This window comes from Bradyrhizobium sp. URHC0002, assembly GCF_054059515.1.
Window position 1 is genome coordinate 8,785,583 of the sequence record NZ_JBSSCF010000001.1, and the last position, 12,820, is coordinate 8,798,402.

The window sequence follows — 12,820 nt, forward strand, 5'->3', positions numbered from 1 at the left end:
GTCGAGCATTGATTCGAAAGTATCAGCGTCTTTCAGTGCCCGGGCTTGCGCGTCTAACGGATTGCCAGGCCGTTGGGTGGCTACTCCCGTAACTTTTCCGTTGGAAACGGGTTACGCGGATACATCCTTCGGCCATTCCAGTTCATCGCGGCAAAGCAGACTTCCCAACTGCGCACGCCGAAGTCCCAAAGTGACCCTAATGCGACATGTTCCGCTCACGGCTTGACGAACTTGAGCACAAATTCGTCCTTCGGTTGCGGCGGGTCCGGCGTATTCTTATTTCTGGGATCGTTCGGGTTGCGCAGGAAATTGCCTTCGTCCATCAGCCTGAATCCCGCCGCTTCGACTTCCTGCCGAAGAAACGCCTCCTCGATGCGATGCAAGGTACCGGATTCGGAGATACCGGTACCAGGCCGACCCGAATGATCAGCTATAACGTAGAGGCCTCCCGACTTGAGCGCGCCAAAGACTGCTTTGTTCATCGCCGCACGGTCCACACCGAGGTGTCCGAGGTCGTGATAGTTGAACATCAAGGTCGCGAGATCGACGCCTTCTACCGCGAGCTCGGACGGCACGGGATCTTCGAACGGTCGGGAGAGCGCGACGATCGGGGCGGCCTGGACGCCATTGCTTCGGAGATTGTTTTCGCGTTCGGCGAGGGCCACCGGGGATGGTCGTGGCGCGCTTGCCGGCGCTGCTGGCGCCGCACTCGGCGTGGTGGCTGGGTTGCTGTTGCCCTCGGGCGTTACCGGGGGTGTGGGTGCCCGGTTGGGATCGCGCGGCCGGCTCTGACCATAAACCTTGCCCAAGGGTCCGATCGCACGGGCTAACAATTCCGTGGTGTAGCCACCGCTCGCGCTGAGATCGACCGCGACAATACCGGGACGAATGCCGATGAAGCCCAGCATCTGCTCAGGCTTGCGGCGCTCATCATTGGCGCGATCTGCCGCAGTTCGATCGGAGCTCCTGACGATCCGGGCAATTTGCTCGGATGAAAGTGGCGGCCAACTCTGCTGCGCTGTCGCTGCTTGGGCGTTGAGGAACAGGCCCGCGCTGAAGCCGACTGCAACCAGGAGGCCTTTTGTTCCGCTTTTCATGGCTTTGCTCATTGCTCTCTGACGATTCCCATCTACAGGACCGGCGACGCGACAACCTTAAATAGTTTCCCTTCTCCGGCCAACGACAGGGCACGATCTGGCGCAATCTAGGAGTCAGGCTGTGGCATGAAGCTGCCGCTCCGGGGTGCCCGCTCTTCCGCCGCTATCGGGGCTAAACCGGACATGCCCCGAGCAGGCCGATCGGGTCGAGAACGACCCGTTGCAGAAGTGGGGACGCGGGGAGCGCTACCCTATGCCAAGCATCGGCAGTAACATGAACGTTATCAACATTTCCGCCAAAAAGTCCGAACTCGATCTGGCACGGTGACGTAGGCACGCGTGCGCATTGATGTTCTTTGCACAACGGAGAAAGCCCATGAAACATGCACGAAAGACTGCCCTTGCAGCTTCTGCCTTTACGTGTGCGGCATTGTTGTCCTTCAGTTGGTCTGAGCAAGGCGGCATCTCGGTGTCAATCGAGAGCGCCCAGGCGCGGGTGGGTCGCCCGCTGACCCCCGTGAGCGGGGCCGGTGTTGCGCGCCGGCACAACCGGCGGGCTGTTTACGGCGCCGGTGTAGTCGGCGCAGGTGCCGCAGCGGTCGGCACGGCTGCGGCGATTGGCACGGCTGACGCGGTCGCGGTCACCTCACCTAACTGGGGATGGGGAGGCAACCCCTACCAAACAGGCACAGGTTACTACGCAGGTAGTCCTTACTACGGTGGGAATGTTCTGGGCGCCAGGGCAACCTACTACGGCGGTCCATCCGCGGCGTGGGGCGGTGTGAGCAGCAGCGACCGCGCCCAGTATATCAAAAATCTGCACGACTCAGGGTATAACCCAAAGGACAACTTCAACGCGAACGGGACCATCAAGTTGCAATAGCGTCAGGTCTCGTCGTTCAATTAGTAGCACCCCTCATTATGCGGTGAGGGGTCTACTACGCGGTCGGCCCCTGGTACGGCTACAGCAGTTGGGATGACTACCAGGCGCGCAACGCCATCCGGGTGCAAGCCCGGTACCATGACCAAGCTTCACGACGGACAGATGTACGCCTGTCCGTCAAGGGCACCTACTTATCCTGCGACATGCGAAACATCAGCAGATTCCACTGGGTGAGCATACGAGAAACGAGGCGGCTCCAAAGCCGCCTCGGAGCGCGTCGTCAGACCGAGGTCGCCGGAGGGCGGAAAAAAGCCCGCGATGCGACCGAACGGCAATGATCAGGGGTTTCTCGCGTCCTATTTTGAATTCGTAGACTGCAATTTCATAAAGGAGCCGCGACCAACGTAGCCAAGGGTCACGAACGCGTTTTCTTGCGAACCCTTTTGCGCAACTTCCCAACGATTTGCAACCGACAACGCATCGCCGACAGCATTGCCGGTTTCCTTGTCGATCGATACGTGGCCTTTAAAAGGTGCACTTGGCGCAGGCCGAACAACTCCCTCGTCATTTACCCGCACCCATTCCCTAATTTCACACGAATAGACCTCGGCCACGGCTCCGGTCGGGCACACAGCAAGGGCCGCCATAAGGCTGCAAATGTGGTGTTGAGTTTCAATCAAATCACTTTCCGAACTGGCTTTGTTACTCTCCCTCGCATTGAAAAATTTTACCACGTGAACGACCACAAAAGTGCTAACCGAGTTGGGATTGCGGTTTTTTCCTCGGGTCAGCTATCGCTCAAGCGCCGTCAACAGCGACTAGGGGGCGCACATGTACGAAGTTCTGATATTGCTGGTTCTAATAAATTTAGGCTTCACCAGCTACATCTGGCGAACGGTCAGGCGCGGCCCTAAGCGGAAATTTCTGGGTAAGCTGCTAAATGGCAAGCCCATCACGCCCAATCATACACCGCCTTCGTTACGAAACGGCATCGAGCTAGGAATCACCGACGAGGATCGACGGTTCTTCTCCGATTTCGAGATGTTTGCCGACGCTCTAAACCACAGGTTCGAGCCAAACGAGCCGTGGCGGTTGCAAGAACGACCTGACGCTGAACTCACAGGCCGCGAGGAACCAGAGTACGGTCGTCGCTACGAGATTTTCTATAACGAATATAGTGTTGGAAACCTGCAGATTTTTGCGAGCCATCACTACGGCCCCGCTGATCCACAGGTCGGAACCGAAATCGAGTTGCAGTACGCCCGATTGCTGCCGTTTGGCGAAATCAACAGGTTCATTTCTGCTATCGCTAACTTCACGGCATCAGGAAATGCAGAAGAAGCTCAGCGTGTAAAAAATACGATTCATGAAACGATGCTCAATGAGCTTTGGCAGCATGAGTTCGACCCCGACCTAGATAGCCGGAATAGCGGCGGATCAATCGAGCTTCGGTTTGATGGATCAGCGGCGGCTTGTTTGAGGACTTCAACAAACCGGAAAGCCAGCTCGATCTGACAGGACATCCGAGCCAACTTCGCTTCGAAGCCGACATCGTCGCTCTCGGCCTTGGAAATCTAAAAGCTCGGTGATCAGAAACAGGTCACGGAACGTGCGAACCTGGCGGGCACTCGAGTCCGGTTGTGGCACGAAACGGACCAACCTGCGCTGGCCTAGCGATGTCCGTTGTTCGGGGAACACCGGAAGTGGCTGGCGGAAGCGCAGGCCGATTCCGCCCGGCACCTAGCATCGGCAAGGACGGCAAGGTGGAGGCCCCGCCCCGGTATGTCGGGATTGAATCGCGTCAGATACTTGTACCGCCTAGTGCCCTATGTTTTCGCCGAGAATACACGTTGGTTCGGGCACTTGCTTACGCAGTGGATTCCGTCCCATGTGGACATTGCTGGGGGGAAGGTGGAAAAATGCGTGTTGAGCGAGATGAAAACCTGTCCCGCAACGGGATCGGAGTTGGGCCATCGCATTCGTCTGGGGGTAAGCGCCATGCAACTGTTGCTGAAGGAAATCCGGCAGACGCCGTTGTTTTGGATGCTGATCTTCGTGCCTGCCGTGTTGCTAGCCGAGGTGGCGACGCCGCATTCCCATACCCTATTGTTCGTGCTGGCCGTGCTCGCGATTGTGCCGCTGGCTGCGCTACTGAGCCACGCGACGGAAGCGGTCGCCGCCAGGACCGGCGATGCCGTCGGCGGACTGCTCAACGCAACACTGGGCAACCTTACGGAAATGATCATTGCCATCACGGCCCTGCGCGCCGGCCAGTATATGCTGGTCAAGGCATCGATCGCGGGCGCAATCGTCACCAACGCGCTGTTCATGCTCGGCGCCTGCCTGCTGATCGGCGGCCTGCGCTACCATGTGCAGGAGTTCAACCGGGCTGGCGGGCGACTGTATTCCGGCCTGTTGCTGATGGCGACCGTCGCGCTGCTCGCCCCGTCGGCGGTTGCTGACCTTGACCTCGCGCAGGGCGAGGCCGTTATGCAAAGACTCAGCATCGGCCTCTCCATCTTGCTCATATCTGCCTATGGCCTTGGGCTGTTGTTCTCGTTGAAGACTCACAAGGAGCTGTTCGCAAGCGCAGAACACAGCGTGGGGGAGACGCACTGGCCCATTGGCCTTGCGGTCGGGACGCTGCTCGTCGTCACTGTGCTGGTCGCTCTGGTGAGCGAAATTTTTGTGGAGTCCGTGCAGAAGACGGCGGAAACATTTGGGATGAGCCCGGCCTTTGTCGGGTTCATCATCGTTTCACTAGTCGGCGCTGCCGCCGAATTTGCCGTCGCCTTTTCCGCGGCACGCAAGGATCGCCTCGACATGAGCGTCAGCATCGCGCTGGGCAGTGCTTCTCAAATAGCTCTGTTTGTGGCACCCGCGCTGGTGCTGCTCAGTTATTTCATCGGACCGTCGCCGATGACTCTGCAGTTCTGGCCGGGCGCGGTGACCATGGTGATGATCGCGACCGTGACGGCGAGCTTCATCACCAACAGCGGTCGCTCGGCTTGGTTTATCGGCGCGCTGCTCATCTTCATCTACGCGGTCTTTGCGCTAACGCTATATGTGGTCCCACCGACGGGCACGGGCTGATGCACGACATTCCCGTTTTCCCGCCGTCTGTAGGCCATGTCATTTTCGCTCGCTCAAACTGCCGCGGCAAAAGAAGTGGGTTCGATGACCAGAGCCGCTTGGGCGAGACCACGAAGCAAGCCGCAACGAGCATGTTCACCCGGCTGAAGAAGTTGCGTCCGCAAGGCAGCCTGCTAGCATCGTCGGGTTTCCTTTAGGTGAGATGGGCGATGATGTATCAACTCTTAATCGGCTCTATCGTCAGCGTGATAAACATCAGCATCCATGCTTTGGTGACCGTTGGCGCCATCAGCATCGCACGCACGGCGGGCTTGCGGCACACGTTGCGGCCGAGGCTGCACCTGATGGCTGTCATGATTGCGACGGCGGTTGTCCTGATGGTCGCACACATGCTCGAGGTTTTCGTTTGGGCGTCGGTGTACGGCATCGTAGGCGCGGCGCCTGCCGGCAGCGACCTGCTCTATTTTGCTTTCGTCAATTACACCACGCTTGGCTACGGTGACATTACGCCGGTACAGGAATGGCGGCTGAAAGGGCCGATGACCGCGATGAACGGCATCCTGATGTTCGGGTGGTCGACTGCTGTCTTGTTTGAAGTGCTGCGGCGGACAATGGAGCACCTCGCCGCAATCGGCGACTTCAATCGAGTAGATCGAAGCTAGTGAGTTGCTGTCGATTGGTAGAATGTCGCTTAGGGGGTTGGCGAACCGTCACTACTCTGGATGGCACCACAAGCAACGCTGACGCTTCTTTATTCTTCGCCAAATGCCGCCAAAGCAAGGCCTGCTGCTCGACCTCCTGGGATTATGCCGCGAAGGTAATCCTCTCAGAACCAGCGGGCTCTTCTGTGGACGATGTTCCTTCGCTCAATTACGACTTTGCCAATAAAAACGCATCTCACCATAATTCGTCCTTGATCTGGTGCGGCTATCAGAGTTGGCACGCATCACATCTGGGGAGCAGGAAGCATGAAGTTGCTAATGGGGCTGCTTGCGGCAATGCTCTTGCTAGCGGGCGCGGGTACAAGCCATGCGGTAGTTCGAATTGCTAATGATCGGGGCGGACAGATCGGCCGTTACGTAGACCGATACGATCAGTTGAGGGCCACAGGCGAAACAGTAATGATCGACGGCCTTTGCGCTTCGTCCTGCACCATTGTCCTCGGCGCGGTCCCTCATGACAAAATCTGTGTAACCCGAAACGCTAACCTCGCTTTTCACGCAGCGTGGGATTTCGGAGCCCACGGACAAGCCGTGACCAACCCCGGAGCAACCCGGATGCTCTACTCGATGTACCCATCGCAGGTCCGGCGTTGGATTGCTAATCGCGGCGGTTTGAGTCCGCGCATGATCTTTCTGCGCGGCAGGCAGTTGGAGACGATGTATCGTCCCTGTTATCTCCAGGCCCGGGTTGCTGCACCACTGTGAACGTTTGAGACTTCCTTCGAGGAATTGACCCGGGCTTCTTCCGCTGATCTGCGGGCAATGAGTTTTTTCGACGCTTGGCGCTGCGAATAGAACCCACCACCTCGATGTGGACGGGCGGTAATTTGCAGCATCAGTCAGCATCTACGCGCTTGTCGCGCGAAGGCTTTAGCGCGATGTTCGCCGTCGGCGGCATACGGGTCACCCCGGTCGCCATTTCGGCTCGCGCCGGCGCGACCTTCATGTCGCTCAACCGGGCGCGCACTTGCGGCGTCAGACCCGGAAAAGACGCCACCGGCGTGAAACTTGGGGTCTGGTCGGTGCCGACCCGTGTTCCCGGACAATCGCTCCACCGACCAGAGCACCCGCGGCCAGCCCATAGTATGGACGATAGCCGTAGCCTCGACCGTAGCCAATTCCGCGCAAGCCGCCTCCATAGCCGAAACCTCGATATCGACCGTAACCGCCGCGATAGCCGTACCCGCCGCTCCCTATATCCACCGCCTCGATAGCCACCGCCCCAGCGAACTTGGAGCGCCTCGGGTGAGGCCGCACCCTTCATTGCCGTTAGATTGATCGGCAGTAGGGCGCGGCCTGCGCGAAACTGCCGCCATGCCGATCACGGCGGCTGCGACCGCTCTCAATATCGGCCGGTAAGTGGTCATGGATTTACTCCTTCATCGCTTGCGTCTGAGCCTTCAACGAATCTCAAGCGACACGGCCGATGCTTGACTAAGAGCAAAGTTACGAAAGCTTTTTTCGAGTAAGAAAAGCCCCCGTGATGTCGGAGCTTGGCTTGTTACGTCAGTAACAGGCCGCCACACTCTCACTACGAACCTTGCAGCTGCGTTTTAAATCAAAATAGTCTATGCCCCCGGCAGACGGCCGTCTGGCGTGTACTTGTCAATCGCTGACGGTAGCTCGCGCGAAAGTCTGGCGAGCAGCTCTTGTTGTGAAAGTCCTGTTTTTTGTTCCAAATGCGCCAGCACGTCGGGCCCGATTGCCTGCTTCAGTTCAGGGGGAGATATCTCCTTATTCGGACCTGGCTCGATCCAAGATTGAGCCGTGTCGCCCTTTCCATTTTTCTTGAAGCTATCGAGCAGTTCGTTGAGGCCATTATTCAGCAGATTACCCGCGCCACCGCTGCCGGCGCCGCCCAACAACCCGCCTAGACTTCCGAGTATCCCTCCCAAGCCTGACTGGCCGGCCCCGGTGTTGGGACCGCTGCTCCCAGCACCCGTCAACATTTCGGTTATCTTGTCCCGGTTCTGGTACCCTGCAAGTGCGACCATTCCCAGTAGTGCAGTCATGGACGGCATGCCTTGGCTCATTTTTCTCTCCTTCCGTTCAAATGTCGAAAAAACTCGGTCTAGCTTGCTGGTTCTTCGTCGGACGCTTGGTGTCGGCCTACGTTCTGCGGCGTGCCAACCAGATTATTAGCGAAGCTTCGCGAATTGAACATCCGGTGCCAACCCCGGCTGCTCTGTTGTTAGAAATCTCTGGACGGCCATCGCACCGGAAACAAACATCAGCACCAATGCAATCAGCGTGATTGTGTCAACATATTTTGGCTGGTGTTCGCGCATCGCGCACACTCCTTGCTTGCAGCCTGGATGCCGCGGACAGGCTGAGCAGCCCACGCTAAGAAGCCTTGATTTGGATCAATGGAATTTCCGAAACGTTATGACGGCTATGTCAACGACGTGCAGCGATTTGGGACGATCATAAAAGTATTTGAGATGCGAGGGTGAACCAAAGTCCGTAGGGCGATGAAATCGCCGGAGCCGCTCGCTTGCGTGATCGGTTTGACATCGCGGTTCTTCCGCGGCAAGCGCAACTGGGCGTCGGTCAGAGCGGCCTGCGACAAGCCGTCATTCAAAATGAGCCGGGCCAGGTCATCGCCATAGCCATGCCTCAAGACGTCGACAATCGCCGCCGCATTCATGCCTACGGTAGCGTTCAAAAACTATGGGGTTTGGCTTCTCACGTTTCCGAGCATTAGCCATTGAACAGTGCACTCAAGTACAATGTCCTTCCAATTGTGACGATCCTCAACCTATGGCAGCTTTTGAGTGGGGCCTTCTTGTAGTCCATCTTGCTTCGGGAAGGCGGACTGCAGTTCCGGGCAATGTATCCGGTTTGAAGCCGCTCGTCGTGCGGCACGCCGTTTATAAGGTTGCCTCCGGGACGATTCTCAGAGAATCGCGAAGCGGCTTGCCATGAGCCACCTTGCGTTTTGGCAACTTGACGTTAGCTCGGGGTACTTTCTTATAAGGAATGCTTGAGAGCAGGTGTGCGATGATGTTGAGTCGCGCTTGCCTCTTGTTGTCGGATCGAGCGGTAAACCAGGGCGCCCATGACGTGTCGGTCGATTGGAACATATCGTCACGACATCGCGTGTACTCATTCCATCGCGTATAAGAATCCAGGTCCATCTGGGTCAGCTTCCAGATCTTTCGCTTGTCGTCGATCCGCTCCGTGAGCCGGTTGGTTTGCTCCTCAGGACTCACTTCGAGCCAGTACTTTAAAATTACAACCCCGGATTCGACCATGGCCTTTTCGACCGCAGGAACCATGGTCAGAAAACGCTTGGCCTGATCCTCCGTGCAAAAGCCCATGACCCGTTCGACTCCAGCGCGGTTGTACCAACTGCGGTCGAATATAACGATCTCTCCCCCGGAAGGAAAATGCTGCAAGTATCGCTGAATATATGCTTGCGATTTCTCGCGTTCGGTGGGGGCTGCCAAGGCAACGACGCGGAAAACGCGCGGGCTGACTCTTTCGGTCATGGCCTTGATGACACCGCCCTTGCCGGCGCCATCTCTTCCCTCGAAGACCACGCAAACCTTCTTGCCCTCGCGCTTCACCCATTCCTGAAGCTTGACAAGCTCAACGTGCAGCTTGCGCAACTGTTGTTCATATACCTTGCGCTTGAGTGCCGGAGCGACGGCCTCTTTGCTATTGCGGTCCTTGTCAGTTGATCGGTTCATGCTTCAGTTCCCGTCCATCAGTGCTTCGGCGCAAGGAAGGGAAGGAACATGTGAACGCGATTGCATTGATCTGGATCAATGGTGCAGATGTGGCCATTCACCATTGATTGAAAGCTGTCAGATCTTCCGAACCTCGGAGACACAGACCGCAGACGAAGTGCGTACCGGTAAGAAACACGGGATAAATGGCGGGGCGCTCCAGAACGCCGCGGTTTCGGAACCGTCGGTCCGCCAACAGGGAAGCACTCGGTTTTTCAAACAGGACGGAAAAATGAGGCTATCAATCTCGTTGTCGGCGCTCTTGATCGCCGGGGTGTCGGTGAGCAGTGAGCCGGCCAGTGCCGTGGTCTATTGCCAGTATGTTAGTTATCCGGCTGGTTGCATCGTAAGGCCCGGCGTCCGGTTGGTAGCCCGGCCTGTCGCTCGAGCTGTAGTGACCCCCGGTATCGGCGCCCCCGGCCTTGGACTTCGGCGCGGAACACCAATGAATCGTGGGGGCCCGGTTAATCGAGTGGGCGGGCGTTAACATTTTGGGTCAGGTGATGACAGCAGAGGAGGCAAAATTGAGCCGTGGATACTGCAGCTCCTGTGGACGGGACGTCTTGACGGCCCTGGTGCAGCGGACAGGGCTCTCCCACGAAGAGCTTCTCGCACGACTGACGCGAGAACTGCCAACGGCCGTCGGTCGTTTGCCGCCGCGCGCTACTTAAATACATCGAACAATCGGAGAAGGCCAATGAGCATCATCTGGACCATCATTATCGGATTTCTGGCCGGCGTCATTGCGAAGATCATCATGCCTGGAAACAACGAGCCGACCGGCTTTATCATGACGACCATCCTCGGTGTCGTGGGCTCGATCCTGGCATCTTATCTCGGACAGGCACTCGGCTGGTATAAGGCCGGCGAAGGCGCGGGTTTCATCGGTGCTGTTGTCGGGGCGTTCATCCTGTTAGCGATTTACGGCTTCCTCGCCGGAAAGCGACGGGCGGCTTGATCTACCCACGTTGGAGACGAAGGATTAGTATCCCGCCATCATTATGACGCCATCAATGGCACGAAAGCCAGCTCGAGAACGACAGCCAGTGATCAGGGACTATGGTGTTGCCTCGCCACATCTCAGATGAACATGGGTTGGTTGAATCTATCGCCATCCGCTTTGAGGTACTGAAGGATAGGACTCGACAATTATATGAGGGCGAAACCTCTGGCGGGGTACGGTTCCGGTACGCCTTGCTTGTGCTCGATATTGTTACAGTTACGTTTATAATCGCGACGTCCTTCCTGCCTCGCGGCAAGGGTATTGAATCAATCACTCGACGTCGTGTTCGGTGTCTTGATACTTGCGGATTTCTCCGCGCGCTTGATTATCAGCCGACATCCGCTGCAAGACTTCACCCGTCTCTCGACATGGACGGATCTGGTTGTGATGATTTCACTTCTCGCGCCGCTCGCCGGGGAGGCTGGCGGCTTCCTGCGTACTCTCCGAACATTGCGGCTGCTACGCGACTATCAAATGGTGGCCCGGCTTCGAGCCGACAGCTCTTTCTTTCAGCGAAATGAAGCAGTAATTTTTGCTGTCGCAAATCTTGCTGTGTTCATTTTTGTGATGACGGGAATCGTCTATGAGACTCAGAAATCTCACAACAATCACATCGCCAACTATGCCGATGCGCTCTACTTTACAGTTACGGCACTGACCACGACAGGCTTCGGCGACATCACCTTGCCAGGAACGGTTGGTCGCCTGATAACCGTTGTTATTATGATCTTCGGCGTGACTCTTTTCCTGAATCTCGCCAAGGCATTGTTGGCTCCGGCCAAGGTGCGATTCCCATGCCCGATCTGTGGCCTTCAGCCCATGACAGCGACGCGGTGCATTGCAAGGCGTGTGGTACAGTATTGAATATTCCTGACGAGGGCTCGGACTAGGTTAGAGCCACCGTGGGCGCCTTCCCTAACACGATGATGTACGCCGCTGCTGGCTTAAAGCGTGCATGTGCCAATACGCTCTTCGGGGGTGCGGCTGCTAGCTGATGCCGTCCTCGCATCAGCTGCCGCAGGCGGGATGCTCGCGCTACAGGTCTCGCAGGCGCAGCTCTGATCGAATAGGAAGCCGCCTCGGTCGCGGAATCACACATTCGGGCTTAGAAGGCCTGCCGAGCTAGCTTCGACTGCAATGGAGGTGCAGTGCCACGGCCAAGGCGCTGGCAGTCGCGGGCTTTCTGTGCGGAATCGCGGCAAGATACTCCGACTGCAGCATCCGCGCGATAAGCCGTGATGGAGCAATCGTTCACGTAGATGAACGTGAGGTTTGTTTGATCCAGATCAAGGGAGAGAAGCTCCCAGGCGCAATGCTTCGGACAGACCGGCGGGTTCGGGTGCGATGGGCAGTGTCTGTGGCTTTCTCCGTTTAAGAAGGAGTAGGTTGAATGTTGCGTCGAGTTCTCATCGCTTCGGCAGCTCTAGCCATGGTGCTAGTAACTTCCTTCCCTGATTACGCATTCGCCCGCGGTGGCGTGCGAGCTGGAGGCCGCGGCGGCGCGGTCGCCGTTCGAGGACCCCGGGGCGGCGCTGTGGCTGCTCGGGGATACCGGGGCGGCGCTGTCGCTGTGCGCGGCGCGCGTTACGGCTATCGCGGATACGGTGTCGGTGCGGCGGCAGTGGGCGCTGCTGCAGTCGGAGCCGCTGCGGCCGGGGCCTATCGCGGCAGCTGCTACGACGCCTACGGCAACTACGTTTGCGGCGGCGGCTACCGTCCTTACTGAGCGGCGTACCGTTAGCTAGTCGGAGCGAAGCCGTTGAAGGGGCGGACCGCAAGGTTCTCGTCGCTCGGCCGTCTTTGATTGACCTAGCTCAACTGCCGAAATCCACCGAGCAACAACCCGCGCGTTGTTCTGTGACATGGGGAGCAAAAAATGATCAGACCGACCGTCGTTGCACTCGCGCTCTGCGTCGTCTCCTCAGCACAGGGTATGCCGTACGTCCCGCATCAGCAGACGAACAATTTGGTTATTCCAATTCGACAAGGATGTGGTCTGGGGCGTCAACTGGTCGAGGGAATTTGCGTATCCAACACCAAGGTGCGTGCCGCGGTCCGCAAGTGCAACGCTCGAAAAATGCGCATGGTGAACGGCCGCTGTGAACCACGAACGCGACCTGCTGCCGCCCCTGCTGCGGCGCCTACTACGACCCAGCAACCTGCGGCGCCTCCCGCCACGCCGCGTTGACGGTTGCGTGAAAACGTTAACGAGCGGGTCGATCGACCTCAAGCTGCCGATGAAGGTCTGGGCGAAGGCGAGTAGCTCTTGATGTGGATCAAGGCCGACTCCG

The 12,820-nt window shown here is 57.8% G+C and carries 14 protein-coding genes and 2 pseudogenes; 10 read left to right on the plus strand and 6 right to left on the minus strand.

The annotated features are described in order from the left end of the window. Positions 1 to 215: 215 nt before the first annotated feature. Positions 216 to 908, minus strand: coding sequence for a class I SAM-dependent methyltransferase (locus tag ACVWVY_RS42340; protein ID WP_456631946.1), 693 nt, complete (start codon positions 906 to 908; stop codon positions 216 to 218). A gap of 565 nt (positions 909 to 1,473) precedes the next feature. On the opposite strand from ACVWVY_RS42340, the gene ACVWVY_RS42345 reads away from it, so the two are divergent. Further along, a complete protein-coding gene (locus tag ACVWVY_RS42345; protein ID WP_456631947.1) occupies positions 1,474 to 1,980 on the plus strand; it encodes a hypothetical protein in 507 nt (168 codons plus the stop codon). A gap of 356 nt (positions 1,981 to 2,336) precedes the next feature. Here the strand turns inward: ACVWVY_RS42345 and ACVWVY_RS42350 are convergent, their stop codons facing one another. Beyond that, positions 2,337 to 2,714 carry a hypothetical protein gene (locus tag ACVWVY_RS42350; protein ID WP_456631948.1) on the minus strand — a complete coding sequence of 126 codons (378 nt, stop codon included), beginning with the start codon at positions 2,712 to 2,714 and terminating at the stop codon, positions 2,337 to 2,339. Between the two features lie 97 nt (positions 2,715 to 2,811). Here ACVWVY_RS42350 and ACVWVY_RS42355 point away from each other — a divergent pair, with 97 nt between their 5' ends. The 4 genes from ACVWVY_RS42355 to ACVWVY_RS42370 all read left to right on the plus strand — a co-directional run bounded on the left by ACVWVY_RS42355 (position 2,812) and on the right by ACVWVY_RS42370 (position 6,500). After that, positions 2,812 to 3,495, plus strand: a complete 684-nt coding sequence (locus tag ACVWVY_RS42355; protein ID WP_456631949.1) for a hypothetical protein — start codon at positions 2,812 to 2,814, stop codon at positions 3,493 to 3,495. Between the two features lie 483 nt (positions 3,496 to 3,978). Continuing rightward, on the plus strand, positions 3,979 to 5,073 hold the full coding sequence (gene cax, locus ACVWVY_RS42360; protein ID WP_456632462.1) for a calcium/proton exchanger: 1,095 nt from the start codon (positions 3,979 to 3,981) through the stop codon (positions 5,071 to 5,073). Positions 5,074 to 5,282: 209 nt separating this feature from the next. Next, a complete protein-coding gene (locus tag ACVWVY_RS42365; protein ID WP_456631950.1) occupies positions 5,283 to 5,735 on the plus strand; it encodes a potassium channel family protein in 453 nt (150 codons plus the stop codon). Positions 5,736 to 6,041: 306 nt separating this feature from the next. Next, entirely contained in the window at positions 6,042 to 6,500 is a 459-nt protein-coding gene (locus ACVWVY_RS42370; protein WP_456631951.1) for a hypothetical protein, read from the plus strand. 214 nt (positions 6,501 to 6,714) lie between these two features. On the opposite strand, the pseudogene ACVWVY_RS42375 reads toward ACVWVY_RS42370, so the two are convergent. From ACVWVY_RS42375 to ACVWVY_RS42385, 3 genes and pseudogenes are all read right to left on the minus strand, one after another. Continuing rightward, positions 6,715 to 6,834: pseudogene (locus ACVWVY_RS42375) on the minus strand (DUF2865 domain-containing protein); the annotation flags it as partial. Between the two features lie 529 nt (positions 6,835 to 7,363). After that, positions 7,364 to 7,828 (minus strand): YidB family protein, encoded by a 465-nt coding sequence (locus ACVWVY_RS42380; protein WP_456631952.1) that lies wholly within the window; start codon positions 7,826 to 7,828, stop codon positions 7,364 to 7,366. A gap of 105 nt (positions 7,829 to 7,933) precedes the next feature. After that, positions 7,934 to 8,083 carry a hypothetical protein gene (locus tag ACVWVY_RS42385; RefSeq protein ID WP_456631953.1) on the minus strand — a complete coding sequence of 50 codons (150 nt, stop codon included), beginning with the start codon at positions 8,081 to 8,083 and terminating at the stop codon, positions 7,934 to 7,936. A 206-nt stretch (positions 8,084 to 8,289) separates the two neighbouring features. Here ACVWVY_RS42385 and ACVWVY_RS42390 point away from each other — a divergent pair, with 206 nt between their 5' ends. Beyond that, positions 8,290 to 8,499 (plus strand): hypothetical protein, encoded by a 210-nt coding sequence (locus ACVWVY_RS42390; RefSeq protein WP_456631954.1) that lies wholly within the window; start codon positions 8,290 to 8,292, stop codon positions 8,497 to 8,499. Between the two features lie 166 nt (positions 8,500 to 8,665). Here the strand turns inward: ACVWVY_RS42390 and ppk2 are convergent, their stop codons facing one another. Beyond that, positions 8,666 to 9,487 (minus strand): polyphosphate kinase 2, encoded by an 822-nt coding sequence (ppk2, locus tag ACVWVY_RS42395; RefSeq protein ID WP_456631955.1) that lies wholly within the window; start codon positions 9,485 to 9,487, stop codon positions 8,666 to 8,668. A 271-nt stretch (positions 9,488 to 9,758) separates the two neighbouring features. Between ppk2 and ACVWVY_RS42400 the strand changes: the two genes are divergently transcribed. From ACVWVY_RS42400 to ACVWVY_RS42415, 4 genes and pseudogenes are all read left to right on the plus strand, one after another. Next, on the plus strand, positions 9,759 to 10,013 hold the full coding sequence (locus tag ACVWVY_RS42400; protein ID WP_456632463.1) for a hypothetical protein: 255 nt from the start codon (positions 9,759 to 9,761) through the stop codon (positions 10,011 to 10,013). A 210-nt stretch (positions 10,014 to 10,223) separates the two neighbouring features. Further along, positions 10,224 to 10,484, plus strand: a complete 261-nt coding sequence (locus tag ACVWVY_RS42405) for a GlsB/YeaQ/YmgE family stress response membrane protein (RefSeq protein ID WP_456631956.1) — start codon at positions 10,224 to 10,226, stop codon at positions 10,482 to 10,484. A 101-nt stretch (positions 10,485 to 10,585) separates the two neighbouring features. After that, a pseudogene (locus ACVWVY_RS42410) lies at positions 10,586 to 11,419 on the plus strand (potassium channel family protein). A gap of 582 nt (positions 11,420 to 12,001) precedes the next feature. Further along, complete coding sequence (locus tag ACVWVY_RS42415; RefSeq protein WP_456631957.1) at positions 12,002 to 12,274, plus strand: hypothetical protein; 273 nt, start codon at positions 12,002 to 12,004, stop codon at positions 12,272 to 12,274. Positions 12,275 to 12,820: the final 546 nt, after the last annotated feature.

Excerpts from the sequence above, each read along its gene's own strand:
- ACVWVY_RS42340 (WP_456631946.1), bottom strand. The coding sequence starts at position 908 with ATGCTGGGCTTCATCGGCATTCGTCCCGGTATTGTCGCGGTCGATCTC.
- ACVWVY_RS42345 (WP_456631947.1), top strand. The coding sequence starts at position 1,474 with ATGAAACATGCACGAAAGACTGCCCTTGCAGCTTCTGCCTTTACGTGT.
- ACVWVY_RS42355 (WP_456631949.1), top strand. The coding sequence starts at position 2,812 with ATGTACGAAGTTCTGATATTGCTGGTTCTAATAAATTTAGGCTTCACC.
- cax (WP_456632462.1), top strand. The coding sequence starts at position 3,979 with ATGCAACTGTTGCTGAAGGAAATCCGGCAGACGCCGTTGTTTTGGATG.
- ACVWVY_RS42365 (WP_456631950.1), top strand. The coding sequence starts at position 5,283 with ATGATGTATCAACTCTTAATCGGCTCTATCGTCAGCGTGATAAACATC.
- ACVWVY_RS42370 (WP_456631951.1), top strand. The coding sequence starts at position 6,042 with ATGAAGTTGCTAATGGGGCTGCTTGCGGCAATGCTCTTGCTAGCGGGC.
- ACVWVY_RS42380 (WP_456631952.1), bottom strand. The coding sequence starts at position 7,828 with ATGAGCCAAGGCATGCCGTCCATGACTGCACTACTGGGAATGGTCGCA.
- ACVWVY_RS42385 (WP_456631953.1), bottom strand. The coding sequence starts at position 8,083 with ATGCGCGAACACCAGCCAAAATATGTTGACACAATCACGCTGATTGCA.
- ppk2 (WP_456631955.1), bottom strand. The coding sequence starts at position 9,487 with ATGAACCGATCAACTGACAAGGACCGCAATAGCAAAGAGGCCGTCGCT.
- ACVWVY_RS42400 (WP_456632463.1), top strand. The coding sequence starts at position 9,759 with ATGAGGCTATCAATCTCGTTGTCGGCGCTCTTGATCGCCGGGGTGTCG.
- ACVWVY_RS42405 (WP_456631956.1), top strand. The coding sequence starts at position 10,224 with ATGAGCATCATCTGGACCATCATTATCGGATTTCTGGCCGGCGTCATT.